This window comes from Craterilacuibacter sp. (genome assembly GCF_051659485.1).
In the GTDB taxonomy this organism is placed as follows: domain Bacteria; phylum Pseudomonadota; class Gammaproteobacteria; order Burkholderiales; family Chromobacteriaceae; genus Craterilacuibacter.
The window spans coordinates 1-17,168 of the sequence record NZ_JBOFOO010000309.1 but is presented as its reverse complement, the minus strand read 5'-3'; the positions used below and the strand labels follow the sequence as shown (position 1 = coordinate 17,168).

At 56.7% G+C, this 17,168-nt stretch carries 18 protein-coding genes; 12 read left to right on the top strand and 6 right to left on the bottom strand.

Translation table 11 applies throughout. The features are described from left to right. The 3 genes from carB to ACRC1E_RS10805 form a co-directional block, all read left to right on the top strand. The coding region (carB, locus tag ACRC1E_RS10815; protein ID WP_438515106.1) for a carbamoyl-phosphate synthase large subunit at nt 1-2,230 on the top strand (2,230 nt) is incomplete at its 5' end. A 146-nt stretch (nt 2,231-2,376) separates the two neighbouring features. Next, nucleotides 2,377-2,853 (top strand): transcription elongation factor GreA, encoded by a 477-nt coding sequence (gene greA, locus ACRC1E_RS10810; RefSeq protein WP_438515105.1) that lies wholly within the window; start codon nt 2,377-2,379, stop codon nt 2,851-2,853. Between the two features lie 58 nt (nt 2,854-2,911). Beyond that, on the top strand, nt 2,912-3,343 hold the full coding sequence (locus ACRC1E_RS10805) for a DUF4149 domain-containing protein (protein WP_438515104.1): 432 nt from the start codon (nt 2,912-2,914) through the stop codon (nt 3,341-3,343). 81 nt (nt 3,344-3,424) lie between these two features. On the opposite strand, the gene ACRC1E_RS10800 is transcribed toward ACRC1E_RS10805, so the two are convergent. Further along, nucleotides 3,425-3,751 (bottom strand): YhbY family RNA-binding protein, encoded by a 327-nt coding sequence (locus ACRC1E_RS10800; protein ID WP_438515103.1) that lies wholly within the window; start codon nt 3,749-3,751, stop codon nt 3,425-3,427. Between the two features lie 148 nt (nt 3,752-3,899). On the opposite strand from ACRC1E_RS10800, the gene ACRC1E_RS10795 reads away from it, so the two are divergent. From ACRC1E_RS10795 to glmM, 4 genes are all read left to right on the top strand, one after another. Continuing rightward, entirely contained in the window at nt 3,900-4,517 is a 618-nt protein-coding gene (locus ACRC1E_RS10795; protein WP_438515102.1) for an RlmE family RNA methyltransferase, read from the top strand. 75 nt (nt 4,518-4,592) lie between these two features. After that, the gene (ftsH, locus tag ACRC1E_RS10790; RefSeq protein ID WP_438515101.1) at nt 4,593-6,503 is read left to right on the top strand and encodes an ATP-dependent zinc metalloprotease FtsH; all 1,911 of its coding nucleotides are present in this window, start codon (nt 4,593-4,595) and stop codon (nt 6,501-6,503) included. Nucleotides 6,504-6,571: 68 nt separating this feature from the next. After that, entirely contained in the window at nt 6,572-7,426 is an 855-nt protein-coding gene (folP, locus tag ACRC1E_RS10785) for a dihydropteroate synthase (protein WP_438515100.1), read from the top strand. 60 nt (nt 7,427-7,486) lie between these two features. After that, nucleotides 7,487-8,821, top strand: coding sequence for a phosphoglucosamine mutase (gene glmM, locus ACRC1E_RS10780; protein WP_438515099.1), 1,335 nt, complete (start codon nt 7,487-7,489; stop codon nt 8,819-8,821). A gap of 62 nt (nt 8,822-8,883) precedes the next feature. Here glmM and alr read toward each other — a convergent pair whose 3' ends face one another. Beyond that, complete coding sequence (alr, locus tag ACRC1E_RS10775) at nt 8,884-9,960, bottom strand: alanine racemase (protein ID WP_438515098.1); 1,077 nt, start codon at nt 9,958-9,960, stop codon at nt 8,884-8,886. 118 nt (nt 9,961-10,078) lie between these two features. Here alr and ACRC1E_RS10770 point away from each other — a divergent pair, with 118 nt between their 5' ends. Continuing rightward, nucleotides 10,079-10,687: a DedA family protein gene (locus ACRC1E_RS10770; protein WP_438515097.1), complete on the top strand. Its 609-nt coding sequence runs from the start codon at nt 10,079-10,081 to the stop codon at nt 10,685-10,687. Nucleotides 10,688-10,753: 66 nt separating this feature from the next. On the opposite strand, the gene ACRC1E_RS10765 is transcribed toward ACRC1E_RS10770, so the two are convergent. Then, nucleotides 10,754-11,083, bottom strand: coding sequence for an FKBP-type peptidyl-prolyl cis-trans isomerase (locus tag ACRC1E_RS10765; RefSeq protein WP_438515096.1), 330 nt, complete (start codon nt 11,081-11,083; stop codon nt 10,754-10,756). 189 nt (nt 11,084-11,272) lie between these two features. Between ACRC1E_RS10765 and ACRC1E_RS10760 the strand changes: the two genes are divergently transcribed. Together ACRC1E_RS10760 and ACRC1E_RS10755 are read left to right on the top strand one after the other, a co-directional pair. Further along, nucleotides 11,273-12,049, top strand: coding sequence for a DUF2189 domain-containing protein (locus ACRC1E_RS10760; RefSeq protein WP_438515095.1), 777 nt, complete (start codon nt 11,273-11,275; stop codon nt 12,047-12,049). Next, nucleotides 12,050-13,000 carry a D-2-hydroxyacid dehydrogenase gene (locus tag ACRC1E_RS10755; RefSeq protein ID WP_438515094.1) on the top strand — a complete coding sequence of 317 codons (951 nt, stop codon included), beginning with the start codon at nt 12,050-12,052 and terminating at the stop codon, nt 12,998-13,000. It abuts the gene before it with no gap. Nucleotides 13,001-13,006: 6 nt separating this feature from the next. Here the strand turns inward: ACRC1E_RS10755 and ACRC1E_RS10750 are convergent, their stop codons facing one another. Further along, nucleotides 13,007-13,489, bottom strand: a complete 483-nt coding sequence (locus ACRC1E_RS10750; protein WP_438515093.1) for a DUF1841 family protein — start codon at nt 13,487-13,489, stop codon at nt 13,007-13,009. Between the two features lie 51 nt (nt 13,490-13,540). Here ACRC1E_RS10750 and ACRC1E_RS10745 point away from each other — a divergent pair, with 51 nt between their 5' ends. Then, the gene (locus ACRC1E_RS10745) at nt 13,541-14,029 is read left to right on the top strand and encodes a glutathione peroxidase (protein WP_438515092.1); all 489 of its coding nucleotides are present in this window, start codon (nt 13,541-13,543) and stop codon (nt 14,027-14,029) included. Nucleotides 14,030-14,097: 68 nt separating this feature from the next. Here ACRC1E_RS10745 and trmB read toward each other — a convergent pair whose 3' ends face one another. Both trmB and ACRC1E_RS10735 read right to left on the bottom strand, forming a co-directional pair. Then, nucleotides 14,098-14,784, bottom strand: coding sequence for a tRNA (guanosine(46)-N7)-methyltransferase TrmB (trmB, locus tag ACRC1E_RS10740; protein WP_438515091.1), 687 nt, complete (start codon nt 14,782-14,784; stop codon nt 14,098-14,100). 72 nt (nt 14,785-14,856) lie between these two features. Beyond that, entirely contained in the window at nt 14,857-15,741 is an 885-nt protein-coding gene (locus ACRC1E_RS10735; RefSeq protein ID WP_438515090.1) for an SDR family oxidoreductase, read from the bottom strand. Between the two features lie 37 nt (nt 15,742-15,778). Here ACRC1E_RS10735 and ACRC1E_RS10730 point away from each other — a divergent pair, with 37 nt between their 5' ends. Further along, entirely contained in the window at nt 15,779-16,807 is a 1,029-nt protein-coding gene (locus ACRC1E_RS10730; RefSeq protein ID WP_438515089.1) for a CDP-6-deoxy-delta-3,4-glucoseen reductase, read from the top strand. Nucleotides 16,808-17,168: the final 361 nt, after the last annotated feature.

The window sequence follows — 17,168 nt, the reverse complement described above, 5'->3', positions numbered from 1 at the left end:
GGCGGTGGGTTACACGCTGGACGAGCTGAAAAACGATATTACCGGCGGTGCGACCCCGGCCTCGTTCGAGCCGTCCATCGACTATGTCGTGACCAAGATTCCACGCTTTACCTTCGAGAAATTCCCGCTGGCCGATGACAGGCTGACCACCCAGATGAAGTCGGTGGGGGAAGTGATGGCGATGGGGCGCAGCCTGCAGGAATCGCTGCAAAAAGCCTTGCGCGGCCTGGAGACCGGTCTGTCCGGTTTCGACGAGCAGACGGTCAGCGAGGAAGTCATCCGTCACGAACTGGGTACACCGGGGCCGGATCGCATCCTGTATGTGGCCGACGCTTTCCGTATCGGCCTGTCGCGCGACGATATCTTTGCCGTCAGCAAGATAGACCCGTGGTTCCTGGCCCAGATCGAAGACCTGGTTGCGGAAGAAAAGGCGCTGGCCGGATGCCGCGTCGAGGCGCTGGAGTACGCGGATATGTTCCGCCTCAAGCGCAAGGGCTTCTCCGACCGCCGTCTGGCCCAGTTGCTGGGCACCGATCAGGCCGGGGTACGCGCCAAGCGCTGGGCACTGAATGTGCGCCCGGTGTATAAGCGCGTCGACACCTGCGCGGCCGAGTTTGCCACCAATACCGCTTATATGTACTCGACCTACGAGGAAGAGTGCGAATCGCGCCCGACCAATAACAAGAAAATCATGGTTCTGGGCGGCGGGCCCAACCGCATCGGTCAGGGCATCGAATTCGATTATTGCTGCGTGCATGCGGCGCTGGCGCTACGCGAGTCCGGTTTCGAGACCATCATGGTCAACTGTAACCCGGAGACCGTGTCTACCGACTACGACACTTCCGATCGCCTGTACTTCGAGCCTTTGACGCTGGAAGACGTACTGGAAGTGTGCCATGTGGAAAAACCGTGGGGCGTGATCGTGCAGTATGGCGGCCAGACGCCGCTGAAACTGGCGCGTGCGCTGGAAGCGGCCGGTGTGCCGATTATCGGCACCAGCCCGGATATGATAGATGCGGCCGAAGATCGCGAGCGCTTCCAGAAGCTGCTGCAGGAACTGGCACTCAAGCAGCCGCCTAACCGCACGGCGCGTACGCCGGCCGACGCCATGCGTCTGGCCGAGGAAATCGGCTATCCGCTGGTGGTGCGCCCGTCTTATGTGTTGGGTGGCCGTGCGATGGAAATCGTGCACGAACCGGCTGACCTCGAGCGCTATATGCGCGAAGCGGTCAAGGTTTCGAATGACAGCCCGGTGCTGCTGGACCGTTTCCTCAACGATGCGATCGAAGTCGATGTCGATTGCGTGTCCGATGGCGTGAATGTGGTGATCGGCGGCATCATGCAGCATATCGAGCAGGCGGGGGTGCACTCCGGCGACTCGGCCTGTTCCTTGCCGCCTTACAGCCTGTTCCCGGCGGTGCAGGACGAGATTCGCCGCCAGACCATCGCCATGGCGCGTGCCTTGAATGTCATCGGCCTGATGAATGTGCAGTTTGCGATTCAGGGCGATACCATTTATGTACTGGAAGTGAACCCGCGAGCCAGCCGCACCGTGCCGTTTGTATCCAAGGTAACCAGCGCGCCGCTGGCCAAGATTGCCGCCCGCGCGATGGCCGGTATTTCTTTGATCGAACAAGGCTTTACCGCCGAGGTGATTCCGCCTTATTACGCAGTGAAAGAGGCGGTATTCCCCTTCATCAAATTCCCGGGTGTAGACACCATACTCGGGCCGGAAATGAAGTCGACCGGTGAAGTGATGGGGGTCGGCAACAGCTTTGCCGAAGCCTTCGTCAAGAGCCAGTTGGCTGCTGGTGATACCTTGCCGCGTACCGGTAAGGTCTTTGTGTCGGTGCGTTCCAGCGACAAGAATGGTTGCGTGGAAGTGGCCCGCGAGCTGCAACGGCTGGGGTTTGGCGTGTGTGCGACCCGCGGTACGGCCAAGGTGCTGGCGGACGCCGGCCTGATCGTGCAGGTGGTGAACAAGGTGGCGGAAGGGCGTCCGCATATTGTCGACATGATCAAGAATGGCGAGATTGCGCTGGTGATCAATACCGTCGACGAGAAGCGTCAGGCGATTCAGGACAGCCACTCTATCCGCCGTTCGGCCTTGCAGGCGCGCATTCCGCAGTCGACTACGCTGGCCGGTGCCCAAGCCTTGTGTGTCGGTCTGCAGCTGGATGAATTTGGCATCTATAGCTTGCAGGAATTGCACGCCCGCATCAAACACTGAGTTTTACCGGCTGAAACGCGTGTCGCACTTGGTTGTGCATGCGTTTTGCCGGTACAATCCAGAAAAATCTATCCGCAAAGCCGCCGTCCCGAGGACTGCGGCTTGTGTTTTTGTTGAGGGCGGCAAGACCGCCAGTGGAGAAAAGAATGATCAAAGTCCCGTTGACCGTGTACGGTGCGGACCTGCTGAAAGAAGAGCTGCAGCGCCTGAAAAGTGTGGAGCGTCCGGATGTGATTGCGGCCATCGCCGAAGCACGTTCGCACGGTGACCTGTCGGAAAACGCCGAGTACGATGCGGCTAAAGAGCGTCAGTCTTTTGTTGAAGGCCGTATTGCCGAACTGGAAGGCAAACTGTCCAATGCCCAGATTATCAACCCGCTGGAGCTGGATGCCGACGGCCGTGTGGTATTTGGCGCCACAGTGGAACTGATGGATCTGGAAAGCGAAGAGACCGTGGTTTACCAGATCGTGGGTGACGATGAGGCCGATATCAAGGTCGGCAAGGTTTCGGTGAACTCGCCTATCGCGCGCGCGCTGATCGGCAAGGAAGCGGGGGATGTAGCCGAGGTGATGGCGCCCGGCGGCATACGCGAGTACGAAATACTCGACGTTAAATATATCTAAAAAATAATACGCGCCTTAGTGGCGCGTTTTGCTGTCGATTCTGGATAAAGGGGTAGGCATGGATGGTTTGCGCGCGGTAACGAAGACGCTCTGGGTGGGCGGGATGTGGGTCATTGGTTTACTAGTGGCACCGGTGCTGTTTTCGGTGCTGGACAAGCCGACAGCCGGGATGGTCGCGGGTAAGCTATTTAGCCATATCTCATGGGTCGGGCTGGTGTGCGGGGTATTCTTGCTGGCCGAGTACATCTGGCGCATCGGTGCGCGCGGGGTGAAGGAGGGCACTTTCTGGCTATTGTTCGGGATGGTCTTGTGTACCGTGATTAACCACTTTGCCGTTTCTCCCATTATTGCCGACCTCAAACTGTCGATGAATCAGGCGGCGGAAGGATTGTTCGGTGGCGGTTTTGCAACGTGGCACGCCATTTCCAGCCTGATTTACCTGGTACAAAGCCTGTTGGCTCTGGTGTATGTGTTAAGGCGTGATAGCTGAAGTACGGTTTTTATCTTGCTAGGCGCAAAAAAAGCGGTGGCAAGCCTCCGCTTTTTTCTTTAGCCTTGGCTAGGCTGGCAATCAGGGCATGGCCTTGAGTGCTTTTTTGCTTTTAGGCAAGGCAATGCGCTCTTTGTCCGATGGCCGCCACAAGACCAGCAATTTGCCGATGTGTTGTACCGGCGCCGCATCAAGTTGCTCGCAGATTTGTTCATAGAGTGCGACGCGGGCAGCGCGGTCATCGCCCTGGACACGAATCTTGATCAGTTCGTGCGCATCCAGACTGATTGCGATTTCGCGCATCACCGACTCGGTCAGGCCGCTGTTGCCTATCATGACAACAGGTGAAATTTGGTGCGCCAGCCCTTTAAGGTAGGTGCGCTCGAAGGTGGAGAGTTCGATTTTCATGGTGTAGCTTCCAAAGCAAAACGGGATTCTACTAAAAACTGTAGCCTTTTGCCCAAACAATACGCTGAAATTGGCAGATAAACAGTCACTTGGCCATTTATGTCCGTCTTTTTGGCGTAATCTCCGCATGCAATGACAGGTTTGAAATATGAAGAGAAGTACAAGCAGCAATCAATGGTTGTCCGAGCATGTGAAGGATCATTGGGTACACAAGGCCAAACAGGATGGCTATCGTGCCCGAGCTGCCTATAAACTGATGGAAATCAACGACAAGGATAAATTGATCCGCCCGGGGACGGTGCTGGCGGATCTGGGTTCGGCACCGGGTAGCTGGTCGCAGGTTGCCGCCCGTATTGTCGGAGACAAGGGCAAGGTTTTTGCTATGGATATCCTGCCGATGGACGCGATTGCCGATGTCTCATTCATTCAGGGTGATTTTCGTGAAGAAGAGGTGTTGGACCAATTTATCGATCTGCTGGATGGGCGCGCATTGGACCTTGTAATTTCGGATATGGCCCCCAATATCTCCGGCATGAGCGTCATGGATCAGGCCAAAAGCTTCCATCTTTGCGAGTTGGCATTGGAATTTGCGCGCGAGCAATTGAAACCCGGCGGCAATTTTCTAGTCAAAGTTTTTCAGGGCAGCGAATTCCAGCCCTATCTCAAGGCTATGCGAGAAGTTTTCAGTGAAGTGGTCTCGCGTAAACCCAAGGCATCGCGTGATAGATCTACCGAAATTTACCTTTTGGGTAAAGGTCGACGCTGACATCGCCGTTAGGGCAGTTTACAATCGAAATAGCTATTCAGGCATAACCGTCAGGGCACAAAGGAGTCGGCTCGCGTGAACAACATAGGCAAGAATATCGCCATCTGGGTCATCATCGGTTTGGTACTGATGACTGTGTTCAACCAGTTCAATAAGCGTCAGGAGACACAGAACCAGATCGAGTATTCGCAGTTCGTCAGCGATGTCGAGTCCGGCAAGGTGCAGTCCCTGACTATCGAGGGTGATCCGCTGCGTGGCCAGTGGCTCAAGGGCAAGCGTACCGACGGTACCGGTTTCAGCACTTTTGCGCCTTTCGATTATCGTCTGGTCGATGATCTGGTTAAAAATAACGTACGCTTCGGTGCCAAGCCGGAAGAGCAGCCATCGATGCTGATGAGCATATTCATCAGCTGGTTCCCGATGCTGCTGTTGATTGGCGTGTGGTTTTTCTTCATGCGCCAGATGCAAGGTGGCGGCAAAGGTGGTGCGTTCTCGTTCGGCAAGAGCAAGGCGCGCATGCTGGATCAGGACACCAATGTGATTACCTTTGCCGATGTGGCCGGTTGTGACGAGGCCAAGGAAGAGGTCAAGGAAGTTGTCGACTACCTGCGCGATCCGACGCGCTACCAGAGTCTGGGCGGACGCATTCCGCGCGGCATCTTGCTGGCGGGCTCGCCAGGTACCGGTAAAACCCTGCTGGCCAAGGCCATTGCCGGTGAAGCCAAGGTGCCGTTCTTCAGCATCGCCGGTTCCGACTTCGTCGAGATGTTTGTCGGCGTGGGCGCGGCGCGTGTGCGCGACATGTTCGAGCAGGCCAAGAAGAATTCGCCTTGCATCATCTTTATCGATGAAATCGATGCCGTTGGCCGCCAGCGTGGTGCGGGTGTAGGCGGCGGTAACGACGAACGTGAACAGACGCTGAACCAGCTTCTGGTCGAGATGGACGGTTTCGAGACCAATTCGACCGTGATCGTGGTGGCTGCCACCAACCGTCCCGACGTCTTGGATCCTGCCTTGCTGCGCCCGGGTCGTTTCGACCGTCAAGTGGTGGTGCCGCTACCGGATATCCGTGGCCGAGAGCAGATTCTGAACGTGCATATGCGTAAAGTGCCTATCGCCGCCGATGTGAACGCCGAAGTGATTGCACGTGGTACGCCGGGCTTCTCCGGTGCCGACCTTGCCAACCTGATCAACGAAGCCGCACTGTTTGCCGCACGCCGCAACAAGCGTCTGGTGGACATGGAAGACCTCGAGTCAGCCAAGGACAAAATCATGATGGGCGCCGAGCGCCGCTCCATGGTGATGACCGAAGAAGAAAAGAAAAACACGGCGTATCACGAGTCGGGCCACGCTGTGGTCGCCAAGCTGCTGCCCAAGTCCGACCCGGTACACAAGGTCACTATTATTCCGCGTGGTCGTGCGCTGGGTGTGACCATGCAACTGCCGGAGCAGGATCGTTTTTCGTATGATCGCGGTTATTTGATGGACCGTATCGCCATCCTGTTCGGTGGCCGTATTGCCGAAGAACTGTTCATGAACCAGATGACCACGGGTGCATCCAACGACTTTGAGCGTGCCACGCAAATGGCGCGCGATATGGTGACGCGCTACGGCATGAGCGATAGGCTGGGGCCTATGGTCTACGGCGAGAACGAGGGTGAAGTCTTCCTTGGCCGTTCGGTGACGACACACAAGAATATGTCGGAAGCGACCATGCAGATGGTGGACTGTGAAATTCGCCGCATCATCGACGAGCAGTATGCGCTGGCGCGCAAGCTGCTGGATGACAACCGCGACAAGGTTGAAGCCATGACCAAGGCTTTGCTGGAACTGGAAACCATCGATGCCGACCAGATCAACGATATTATGGCAGGTAATGAACCACGGCCGCCCAAGCCAGGTTCCGGTTTTACGCCGCCCAAGTCGGATGACAAGCCTAGTGGCCCAGCGCCAGCGCCTAGCGTGACGCCGGCTCAGGAGCTGTAAGCCCGCAGTCTGTTCTATTTTTCTTAAGGCGGCAGTGAAAACTGCCGCCTTTTTGCGTTGAGCCAGTAATGAAAAATTTCCAATGCGGGCGTTTTGTCCTCGATCTTTCCCGCCCGTTGGTGATGGGTATCCTGAATGTGACCCCCGATTCGTTTTCCGATGGCGGCCGCTATGATTGCCGCGATGCTGCGATCTCCCATGCATGCAGCCTGATCGCAGAAGGTGCCGATATCCTGGATATCGGCGGCGAGTCAACCCGTCCCGGCGCACCTTATGTGTCTCCGGAGCAGGAGTTGGCGCGGGTGCTGCCTGTGCTGGAAGCCGTTAGCGGATTAGGGGTGCCGGTTTCTCTGGATACGCGGCGGGCGAGTGTGATGCGCGCGGCACTTAGCGCAGGTGTCGTCGACCTGATCAATGATGTGTCGGCGCTGGAAGACGAGGGCGCACTGGAGCTGGTGGCAAGATCAGGGGCCGGTATCTGCCTGATGCATAAGCAGGGTAATCCCGGCACCATGCAGCAGCGCCCCGAGTACGGTGATGTAGTGGCTGAGGTTGGTGATTATCTGGCAGCGCGTGTCGAACTGTGCCTGCAGGCCGGTGTGGCGCGCAAGCGCTTGCTGGCGGACCCCGGTTTTGGTTTCGGTAAAACACTGGTGCATAATCTGGCCTTGCTCTCGGGCCTGGCAGCTATCGAAGAGCGCGCCGGTGTTCCACTATTGGTGGGGCTATCGCGCAAGTCCATGCTGGGGACGATATGCAGCGAGCCGAATCCGGCCGAACGGCTGGGCGCCAGTGTCGCCGCGGCACTGGAAGCCGTGCATCGCGGCGCCAAAATTATCCGGGTGCATGACGTCAAGGAAACACGTCAGGCTTTACAGCTCTGGGCAGCATTGAACAGCATGACGCCATCTGCGGTGTCGTGAGAAAATGCATTGTTGATTTATCCGGCCGGGCTGATGTTCGGCGTAGCAAGGGGCAAGGGAATGAGCCGCAAATATTTTGGTACGGATGGTGTGCGTGGAGAAGTAGGCAAGGCGCCGATTACGCCTGAGTTTGTCATGAAGCTGGGTTATGCCGCCGGCCGGGTTTTGGTGAATCATGATGGTAGTCATCGCCCTTCGGTACTGATAGGCAAGGACACCCGTATCTCCGGCTATATGCTGGAGGCTGCGTTGCAGGCCGGCTTTACCGCGGCCGGAGTGAATGTATTGTTGACCGGCCCGTTGCCGACACCGGGTATTGCTTATCTCACGCGTGCCCTGCGGCTGGAGGCCGGTGTCGTGATTTCGGCATCGCATAACCCGTTTCAGGATAACGGGATCAAGTTCTTTGCCGAAGGCGGCAATAAGCTGGACGATGCGCTTGAGCTGGAAATCGAAGCCATGCTCGAGCATCCGCTAGAGACCAAGCCTTCGAGCGAGCTGGGCCGTGCACGCCGTATCGATGGTGCCGCCGAGCGTTATATCGAGTTCTGCAAGAGCAGTTTCCCTAACGAGCTGGATCTCAAGGGGATCAAGCTGGTGGTTGATTGCGCCCATGGTGCAACCTATCACATCGCTCCAAATGTCTTTCACGAACTGGGGGCCGAGGTGATCACGCTGGGTTGTGATCCGGATGGCTTGAATATCAATGAAAAAGTAGGTGCAACTTATCCAAAGACCCTGCAGGCCGCCGTATTGCAGCACGAGGCCGACTATGGCGTCGCACTGGATGGAGATGGCGACCGGCTGATCATGGTTGATCGCCATGGCCAGGTTTACGATGGCGACCAGCTCATTTACGTGATCGCCAGGGCGCGTGCGGCGCGTGGCGAGCTTAAAGGCGGTGTAGTCGGTACCGTGATGACCAATATGGGCATGGAGCTGGCGCTACAGGAGCGCGGTATCGAGTTTGCCCGTGCCAAGGTCGGCGACCGTTATGTGCTGGAGCTGCTGCATGCCAACGGCTGGCAATTGGGCGGCGAGGCTTCCGGCCATGTGCTGTGTCTGGACAAGCACACCACGGGTGACGGTATTATTTCCTGTTTGCAGGTGTTTGCCAGTCTGGCACAGCTGGACAAGGATCTGCTCGATATTTGCCGCGACTGGCAGCCTTTCCCGCAAACCATGATCAACGTCCGCCTCAAGGGGCAGGACTGGAAGCAGGCTTCGATGCTGGCGCTGGCGGAGGCAGAAAAGGAACTGGCAGGGCGCGGACGCGTGGTCTTGCGCCCATCCGGAACCGAACCTGTGGTGCGGGTGATGGTCGAGGCGGATGATGCGTCCTTGGCCGAGCGTTGCGCCAAATCCATCGCCGCCGCGATTGAGTCGGCAGCCTGATTCCGCTTTTGATGGCTGATAAAAAAATCCCGCGTTGATCGCGGGATTTTTATTGGCAAACCTCAGGCGGATAGATAAGTGCGCGGCACCCGGGCCGAGATGGCGCACATCAGCTCGTAGCCCAGCGTGCCGGCAGCGCGGGCAATGGTTTCGATCGGCAGGCCTTCGCCCCATAGCGTGACCCGGCTGCCGATGCCGGCATCAGGCTGTTCACTCAGATCAACCACCAGCATGTCCATGGATATACGGCCAACGGTGCGGCTTGCCTTTTTGTTGACCAGTACCGGCGTGCCGCTGGGCACTACACGCGGATAGCCATCAGCGTAACCACACGCCACGATGCCGATGCGCATGGGGTGCTCGGCCTTGAACATGGCTCCATAGCCGACAATATCGCCGGCCTGAATATCCTGCACGGCAATGATGTCGGCCGATAGCGTCATGCCGGGTTTTAGACCGAGCGCCAGACCGTTGGCGTCATCAAAGGGCGAGCAGCCGTAAAGCGTAATGCCGGGACGGATCGCATCGCCATGGGTCTGCGGGTGGCGGAAGCTTGCCGCCGAGTTGGCGGCACTGATGGCCAGGCCCGAGGTGCGTGCGATAGGGTCGAAGCATGCCCATTGTTCGGCCACGCCGCGCTCATCATCGGCGGTAGCGAAATGGGTCATGATGGTGGTGAGCTTGACGGCAGGATTTGCTGCGAGCCGCGCGCCTGCCGCTAGGGTGGCTTCCGGCTTGAAGCCCAGACGGTTCATTCCGCTATTGACCTTAATCCAGGCCTCGAAAGGCAGATCAGACTCCAGTTGCTCAAGCCAGGCGATCTGGTGCGGGCTGTGTACCGCACCGGCAATGCGGTTTTCTGCCATGCGCACCGTATCTTCCAGATCGAATGCGCCTTCCAGTAGCGTCATCGGTTGACGGATACCGGCCTGGCGCAGACGCAGTGCATCCTCTAGATTTAAAAGCGCAAAGCCATCGGCAATATCGGCCAGCGCGTGGGCGACCTCCAGACTCCCGTGGCCGTAGGCATCTGCCTTGATGACCGCATAGGCGCGTGCCGCAGGTGCTTGTTGTCTGGATTGCAGATAGTTATGGCGGATCGCTGCAAGGTCGATCTCGAGCCGGATCGGGCGTGTCATGTCAGCTTTTTCGTAAGGAGAGGTGTGTTATTATAAGCCGCTGTTTATGGATGGGGGCAATGCTGGCATGACTGTCCCTTTTCGCTTCCGGCTAACGGCATGAGTGCACTTCACTGACATGGATATACTTCAGGTCTTACTCGATTTATTTGCATCGTACGGCTATCTGGCTGTTTTTCTGGTGCTGTTGCTGTGTGGTTTTGGCTTGCCGATTCCCGAGGATGTCACGCTGGTGGCCGGCGGCATTATTTCCGGTCTCGGCTATACCAACGTGCACACCATGTTTGCCGTCGGTATGGTTGGCGTCTTGATCGGTGACGGCATCATGTTCACCATGGGTCGTGTATTCGGCGACCGTGTGCTGCAATTTAGGCCGATTGCCCGCATCCTGACCAAGGAGCGCTTCGAGGCGGTACAGGAAAAATTTAGCAAATACGGTAACTGGGTGCTGTTTGTTGCGCGCTTTTTGCCTGGCCTGCGTTCGCCCATCTTTCTGACCGCAGGGATGAGCCGGCGCATTTCCTATTGGCGCTTCCTGCTGCTTGATGGCCTGGCAGCGCTGATTTCGGTGCCGGTGTGGGTCTATCTTGGCCACTTTGGTGCGAGCAATATTGATCAGTTAATGGTGTGGGTACATCGTGGCCAATATGGCATTCTGGCGGTGTTGGCACTGCTTGCCCTGGTACTGGGCGGTTTATGGTATCGCCGCAAGCGGCGTAAAGCCTGATTGCAAGGCCAAAGCAAAAAAACCATCACTGAGTGTGATGGTTTTTTTGCTTTGGAGCAGGGCTTATCAGCCTACAGATAGCAGCTCTACATCAAACACCAGCGTAGCATTTGGCGGAATCACGCCACCGGCGCCGCGTGCGCCATAGCCCAGTTCGGCCGGAATGGTCAGTTTGCGCTGGCCACCGACTTTCATTCCCTGCACGCCCAAGTCCCAGCCCTTGATCACATGGCCTGCACCCAAGGGAAAGGAAAATGGCTGGTAACGATCGCGGCTGGAGTCGAATTTACTGCCATCTGTCAGGTAGCCGCTGTAGTGTACGGTAACGTCCTGCCCCGCGACGGCTTCCGCGCCTTCGCCCACTACCACCTCTTCAATGATCAGTTCCTTGCTCATGTTTTTCCTTCCTGTGGCATTGGCCAAAAACCGGATTTTACACGCTTGTTTGCCGGCGTGTCCGGCTATGGATGCATGGCTTTTTTCTTTGCATAGCGTTTATACGCTAAAAAATCATGCGTTATCACCAGCTTGGCATATAAAGAAAACAGGCGGCTTTACCCACACCTAGCAGCAAGGGAAATCACGATGGACATTGCACACCTGCCATCCCGCGACCATCCGGTCGTACATCATGTCTCGCCGGCCGATACCCTTAATTGGCTCAAGCTGGGTTGGCGCGACTTCAAGAAAGCACCTGTCGATGCCATTTTTTATGGTGCCATTTTCGTGATCATGGGCTATCTGTTGGTGCTCTACTTTAAAGATGCGCCTGAGGTCGTGATTACCCTGTCGGCGCTATTCCTGCTGGCAGGTCCTTTTCTGGCTATCGGCCTGTACGATATTGCCCGCCAGTTGGAAATCTTCAAGGGTACGCGTATCAACCTGCTGCACAGTATGCTGGCGTGGCGTGCCAATATCCCGAGTTTTACGCTGTATGCAGCGCTGCTGGCCGTGTTGGTGTTCGGCTGGTTTCGTGTTTCCTTGCTGATGTTTGCGCTTTTTTACGATACTAGTGCCCCGACACTGGCCATACTGGTGGCCGAGGCGTGGTCGCCGGAGCATCTGGCTTTTCTGATTGCATATTTCGGTGCCGGACTGGTCTTTGCCATTGTCGTGTTTTCTGTCAGCGTGGTCGCGATTCCGATGATGCTGGACAAGGAAATCGACACCATTTCCGCCATGGTGGTGAGCGCACAGGCGGTATACAAGAATCTGATGACGATGGTGTGCTGGGCCGCTATTATCGTGATTCTGACTGCGATAGGTTTTGCCACTTACTTTATCGGCCTGATGGTATTGATTCCGCTGATCGGGTTGTCGACATGGCATGCCTACCGCGCCATCATCACCTATGAGCGCTGAATGATTCCTCACATTGTCTTTCTTGACCGGGGCAGCCTGCCTGTCCCGGTTCCTTCTCCCGATTTTCCCCACTCTTGGCAAGAGTTCCCGTCATGCACTCCTGCTGCGCTTGTCGCGGCAGCGCAAGGTGCCGATATCGTGATTACCAACAAGGTCGCAATCGATGCGGCGGCGTTGGCCGAGTTGCCCGGACTCAGGATGATTGCTGTCGCGGCGAGCGGCGTAAACCACATTGATCTGGATGCCTGCAAGGCGCGCGGTATTGCAGTGGCCAATATTCGCCACTATGGGGATGACTCTGTTGCCGAACACGCCTTTATGCTGATGCTGGCTTTGCGCCGCAATCTACCGGCTTACCAGCGTGATGTCGCTGCCGGTCTGTGGGAAAAATCAGCTAATTTTTGTCTGTTTGCTTCGCCGGTACGTGATCTATCCGGTGCACGGCTGGGTATTTTCGGCCGTGGCGGCATTGGTCTGGCGCTGGCGGCGCGGGCTCGAGCCTTCGGTATGGAGGTGGTGTTTGCCGAGCGCCGTGGCGTGGCTGTGGTGCGGGATGGTTACACCGACTTCGATACGGTGCTGACTACGTCCGATGTGCTGTCGCTGCATTGCCCCTTGAGTGAAGACTCGCGCGGCATGCTGGGGGAGGCCGAACTGATGCGTGTAAAGCCCGGCGCTATCCTGATTAATACTGCCCGTGGCGGCCTGGTGGACGAGGCCTCGGTCGTTGCCGCGCTTAAATATGGCCAGTTGGGAGGGGCAGGGTTTGACGTGTTAAGCGAAGAGCCTGGCCGTAGTGACCATCCCTTGTTGCGAGCCCGTTTGCCGAATTTGATTGTCACGCCGCACGTGGCTTGGGCCAGCCAGGAGGCGATGAGCCGCTTGGCCGGCCAGTTGGTGGCCAATATTGCTTCTTTTGTCGCCGGCGGACGACAGAACCGTGTGGTGTAAGCGGGATTAACCGGCTTGCTGGGGCTCGTTGGGGTTAAGCCTGCGCGTATCCTCTTCGCCCATGCCCAGTTTGCCGCGTACACAGCTAATGTAGCGGTTGACGTCCGGACCGCCACCATAACGCTGGGCATGCCAGATCATTTCACCGAGGCATTCCATGATGTCATGTTGGGCTCTGTGCTCGTCGCCATGGCGCAAGGCCAATTGGGCGTAAAGAGAACGTATGCCAAAAGGCTGGTCGATGGCGCGCTGCTCTTCAATCGCCATATGCAGCCCCAGGTGCATAAAGGGGTTGCTTTGCCCCATCTCCGGTGTCCATTCCTGCTCCAGATAATCCTGTGGATTGTCTACGATGTGATGGTACTCAGGGTGTGCCAGCAAGGTGGTGGCGGCAATTTTCTCCAGATCGGAGAGGGCGATGCCGGCTTTGTGTTTGGCCCAAGTATCAAAGAAGAAGCGGCGGGCATCCTGGCGGCTGGGATTGAACATGGTGTCGTCCACAATGGTAAGCGGAAAATTATACGTGAAGGAGCAAGAAGCATGCAGACCTTGAAAGACTTCTCTGCGCGGCTGATTGACGGCCGTAATGTTGCCTTATCCGAGTGGGCGGGCAAGGTGGTACTGGTGGTGAATACCGCCAGCGAGTGCGGTTATACCCGGCAATATGCAGCTCTGGAAGAGCTGTATCGTCATCTTGCTGGGCAAGGCCTGATCGTGCTGGGCTTCCCCTGCAATCAGTTTGGCGGTCAAGAACCTGATACAGAAGCGGTGGTCGCCGAGTTTTGCCAGACACGCTATGGCATCAGCTTTCCCTTGTTTGCCAAAACGGATGTCAACGGAGTGAATGCACACCCCTTATGGCGCTGGTTGACGCAGGCCGATACCGCGCACCCGCACCCGGTGAAATGGAATTTCACCAAGTTCCTGCTGGACAGGCAGGGGCGGGTGGTGATGCGTGCCGAACCTGCGGTTGAACCGCACGAGTTATTGCCGGATATTGAGGCACTGCTGGCGGTGCATTCTGCTTGAGTGCTCCGCATGACCAAAGGCTGCCAAGTGGCAGCCTTTGCGTTGTTTCAGCTATTGTGGCCTTTGCGTCAGATAGCCTTGCGACGGAAGATCACATCCCACACCCCATGCCCCAAACGAATGCCGCGTGCCTCGAACTTGGTTAGCGGGCGATAGTCAGGGCGAGGAGCATAAGCCTCGGCCGTATTTTCCAGCTCATTTTCTGCGCTGAATACTTCCATGATCTGGATAGCGTAGTCTTCCCAGTCGGTCGCTGCGTGTAAATAGCCCCCCGGCTTGAGCTTCGTGACCAGTTTGGCAATCAGCGGGCTCTGGATCAGGCGGCGCTTGTTATGGCGCTTTTTGTGCCAAGGGTCGGGGAAGAAAATGTGGATACCGTCCAGGCTGGCATCTGCCAGCATGTGGTCGATGACTTCGACGGCATCGTGACGAATAATGCGCAGATTGCTCAGTTCTTGCTCGCCTATCAGCTTGAGCAAATTGCCCACGCCTGGCGAGTGCACTTCTACTGCCAGATAGTCCTTGTCCGGATTGCCGGCGGCAATCTCTGCCGTCGCCGTGCCCATGCCAAAGCCGATTTCCAGAATCTTGGGTGCGCTGCGGCCAAATGGCTGATCCAGATCAAGCAGCGAGTTCTGGTAGCTGATACCCCACTTGGGCATGCCTTCATCCATCGCACGTTGCTGGGCCTGGGTCAAATGCCCCTGACGTAGTACAAAGCTGCGGATGTGCCGCAGGTAAGCCGGATTTTCCATGATTCTCAGTGCCAAAAACTTCGAAAAAACGCGATGTTACCGAAAGCTGCGGGTGAAGGCGAGGCCGGCCTGTCAGCTTGGCCCTTTCTCGGGCCTGTATTGCGCTATCCAGTGGTAAACATCCGGCCATTGCAGGGCGATGCCCAGCTCCCGCTTGATGCGGCTATTGTCCAGCCGGCGCGACTCGGCCAGAAAAGACCATAGCATGGGCGAAACCTGTTGTTTGACCTCTGCTCGCGTCAGACGCGGTACGCGGGGCAGGGCATGAGCATGGGCCACCAGATCGAACCATTCTCCCGTACGTATTGGGGTGTCGTCACAGGCATTGTAGCTGCGGATGCCGCTAGCGTGCTTGAGTGCAGCCACGCACAGCATGGCCAGATCATCGGCGTGGATGTGATTGCTCCAACTGTCTTCATCATGCCGGATTGCGGGGGTGGCATTGATGATGCGGCTTAAGGGCAGGCGTTCGGCGGCGTAAATGCCCGGCGCACGCAAAATCGTGAGCTTTGTTGCGTGGCGCGCTGCAAACTGGCGTAGTTGCTGTTCGGCATCCAGCCGGCGCCTGCCGCGCGCGGATGTCGGGCAGGGGAGGGCGCTTTCATTCAGCCAGGCACCCGCCGCATTGCCATATACCCCGCTGGTACTGATATAGACCAGGTGCTGTGTTATGCTTTTGGCCTTAGCCATTGCAGATAAAAATCGGTGCATGCGGCTATCGCTGTGCCCTGCACTGGCAGGGGGCGCACAGTAAAGGACCGCATCCGCGAGACCGGCTATCCGTTCAAGCGAGTTGCGATCGTCCAGATCTCCGTTGATGGGGGTGACGCCCAAAAGACGCGCCCTGTCGGCGCCTTCTTTGTTTCTGACCATGGCCAGCAGGCGCCAGTGACGGCTCAGGGCAGGGGTGGCACGGCAAGCGATATCGCCAAAGCCGATGATAAGCAGTGTTCGCATCGTGCCTATTCTAGCTGGATTGAAGTCGAGGAAAGAAATGACAAATCGGGTCAATGTCGTGTCGTCGGGACATACCTTTAGTGTTGAAGCGCATGAAACCGTACTGGAGGGTGCTTTGCGCGCAGGCGTCGCCCTGCCTTACGGTTGCCGTGATGGTGCTTGTGGTGCATGCAAGGGTAAGGTTGTCAGTGGAGAAGTAGAGCAGGGCGGTTATCAGGACAAAGCCTTGTCAGCATCTGAGCGTGAACAAGGCATGGCCTTGTTTTGCTGTGCCCGGGCCAAGGGCGATATCAGCATCGAGGTGCGCGAGGTGCCCGGCGCAGGGGAGATCCAGATCAAGACCCTGCCTTGCCGGGTGGACAGCATCGAAAAAATCCACGATGTGGCGGTGTTGAAACTCAAGCTGCCTGCGTCTGAGCGCCTGCAATTCAAAGCCGGGCAGTATATTGATATCCTGATGAAAGACGGCAAGAAGCGCAGCTTCTCGATTGCCAATGCGCCGCACGATGATGCCTTTCTCGAGCTTCATATCCGCCATCAGGCTGGCGGCAGCTTTTCCGATTATGTGTTCACGCAGATGAAGGCGCGTGAAATCATGCGTTTCAAGGGGCCTCTGGGTTCTTTCTTCCTGCGCGAAGACTCTGATACGCCGATTATCTTCATTGCCAGTGGTACCGGTTTTGCACCGATCAAGGGCATTGTCGAGCATATCCTGCATCACGGCACCCTGCGCCCCATGGTGTTTTACTGGGGGGCGCGTACGCTGGCCGACCTGTATATGGCCGAGCTGGCCGGTTCCTGGCAAGCCCAAAACAGCAACTTTACCTTTATACCGGTTCTGTCCGAGTCATTGCCTGAAGATCAATGGCAAGGCCGGCACGGTCTGGTGCATCAGGCGGTGCTGGACGATTTCAAGGATCTGTCCGGTTATCAGGTGTATGCCTGTGGTGCCCCGGTCATGGTCGAGGCGGCACATAGCAGTTTTACGCATAAGCGTGCTTTGCTTGAGGACGCGTTTTTTTCCGATGCATTCTTTCTGGCCAAAGATACGGCTGTGTCCGGATAAGCGCCATTTGCAGCCTGCATTGACCAGAATGCCACTCTCCAGCTTGCGGAGCGTGGCATTTTTTCTGTGCTGTGTGTGAGGGGGCTATTGCGTGGCAATCCTGAAAAGAAGAGTGCTTGATAATTTCCTCTTCTTTGTTCGTGGCGCAGCGCTTATCGTTGATATTTTAATTACAAATTTGCGACTAATTTTTTCTTTTTAACGACGGTTGTGATGTGCTTGTGCCGAATTTTTTCTCGCGGCTGTGCTTTTTTTGTATGCGTTATTGGCATGGTGTGCCGGTGTTTTTTAGCTAGGGAAGCAGGCGCGTAATATGATTTACATTTTATATAGCATGATGATTTTGCTGGGTAATTTACCA

Bases quoted from the DNA above. Each gene is read 5' to 3' on its own strand.
- ACRC1E_RS10755 (WP_438515094.1), top strand. From the start codon at position 12,050: ATGATTCCTCACATTGTCTTTCTTGACCGGGGCAGCCTGCCTGTCCCG.
- ACRC1E_RS10750 (WP_438515093.1), bottom strand. From the start codon at position 13,489: ATGTTCAATCCCAGCCGCCAGGATGCCCGCCGCTTCTTCTTTGATACT.
- greA (WP_438515105.1), top strand. From the start codon at position 2,377: ATGATCAAAGTCCCGTTGACCGTGTACGGTGCGGACCTGCTGAAAGAA.
- ACRC1E_RS10795 (WP_438515102.1), top strand. From the start codon at position 3,900: ATGAAGAGAAGTACAAGCAGCAATCAATGGTTGTCCGAGCATGTGAAG.
- ACRC1E_RS10770 (WP_438515097.1), top strand. From the start codon at position 10,079: ATGGATATACTTCAGGTCTTACTCGATTTATTTGCATCGTACGGCTAT.
- ACRC1E_RS10765 (WP_438515096.1), bottom strand. From the start codon at position 11,083: ATGAGCAAGGAACTGATCATTGAAGAGGTGGTAGTGGGCGAAGGCGCG.
- ACRC1E_RS10730 (WP_438515089.1), top strand. From the start codon at position 15,779: ATGACAAATCGGGTCAATGTCGTGTCGTCGGGACATACCTTTAGTGTT.
- folP (WP_438515100.1), top strand. From the start codon at position 6,572: ATGAAAAATTTCCAATGCGGGCGTTTTGTCCTCGATCTTTCCCGCCCG.
- ACRC1E_RS10735 (WP_438515090.1), bottom strand. From the start codon at position 15,741: ATGCGAACACTGCTTATCATCGGCTTTGGCGATATCGCTTGCCGTGCC.
- glmM (WP_438515099.1), top strand. From the start codon at position 7,487: ATGAGCCGCAAATATTTTGGTACGGATGGTGTGCGTGGAGAAGTAGGC.
- ACRC1E_RS10760 (WP_438515095.1), top strand. From the start codon at position 11,273: ATGGACATTGCACACCTGCCATCCCGCGACCATCCGGTCGTACATCAT.
- ACRC1E_RS10745 (WP_438515092.1), top strand. From the start codon at position 13,541: ATGCAGACCTTGAAAGACTTCTCTGCGCGGCTGATTGACGGCCGTAAT.
- alr (WP_438515098.1), bottom strand. From the start codon at position 9,960: ATGACACGCCCGATCCGGCTCGAGATCGACCTTGCAGCGATCCGCCAT.
- ACRC1E_RS10805 (WP_438515104.1), top strand. From the start codon at position 2,912: ATGGATGGTTTGCGCGCGGTAACGAAGACGCTCTGGGTGGGCGGGATG.
- ACRC1E_RS10800 (WP_438515103.1), bottom strand. From the start codon at position 3,751: ATGAAAATCGAACTCTCCACCTTCGAGCGCACCTACCTTAAAGGGCTG.
- trmB (WP_438515091.1), bottom strand. From the start codon at position 14,784: ATGGAAAATCCGGCTTACCTGCGGCACATCCGCAGCTTTGTACTACGT.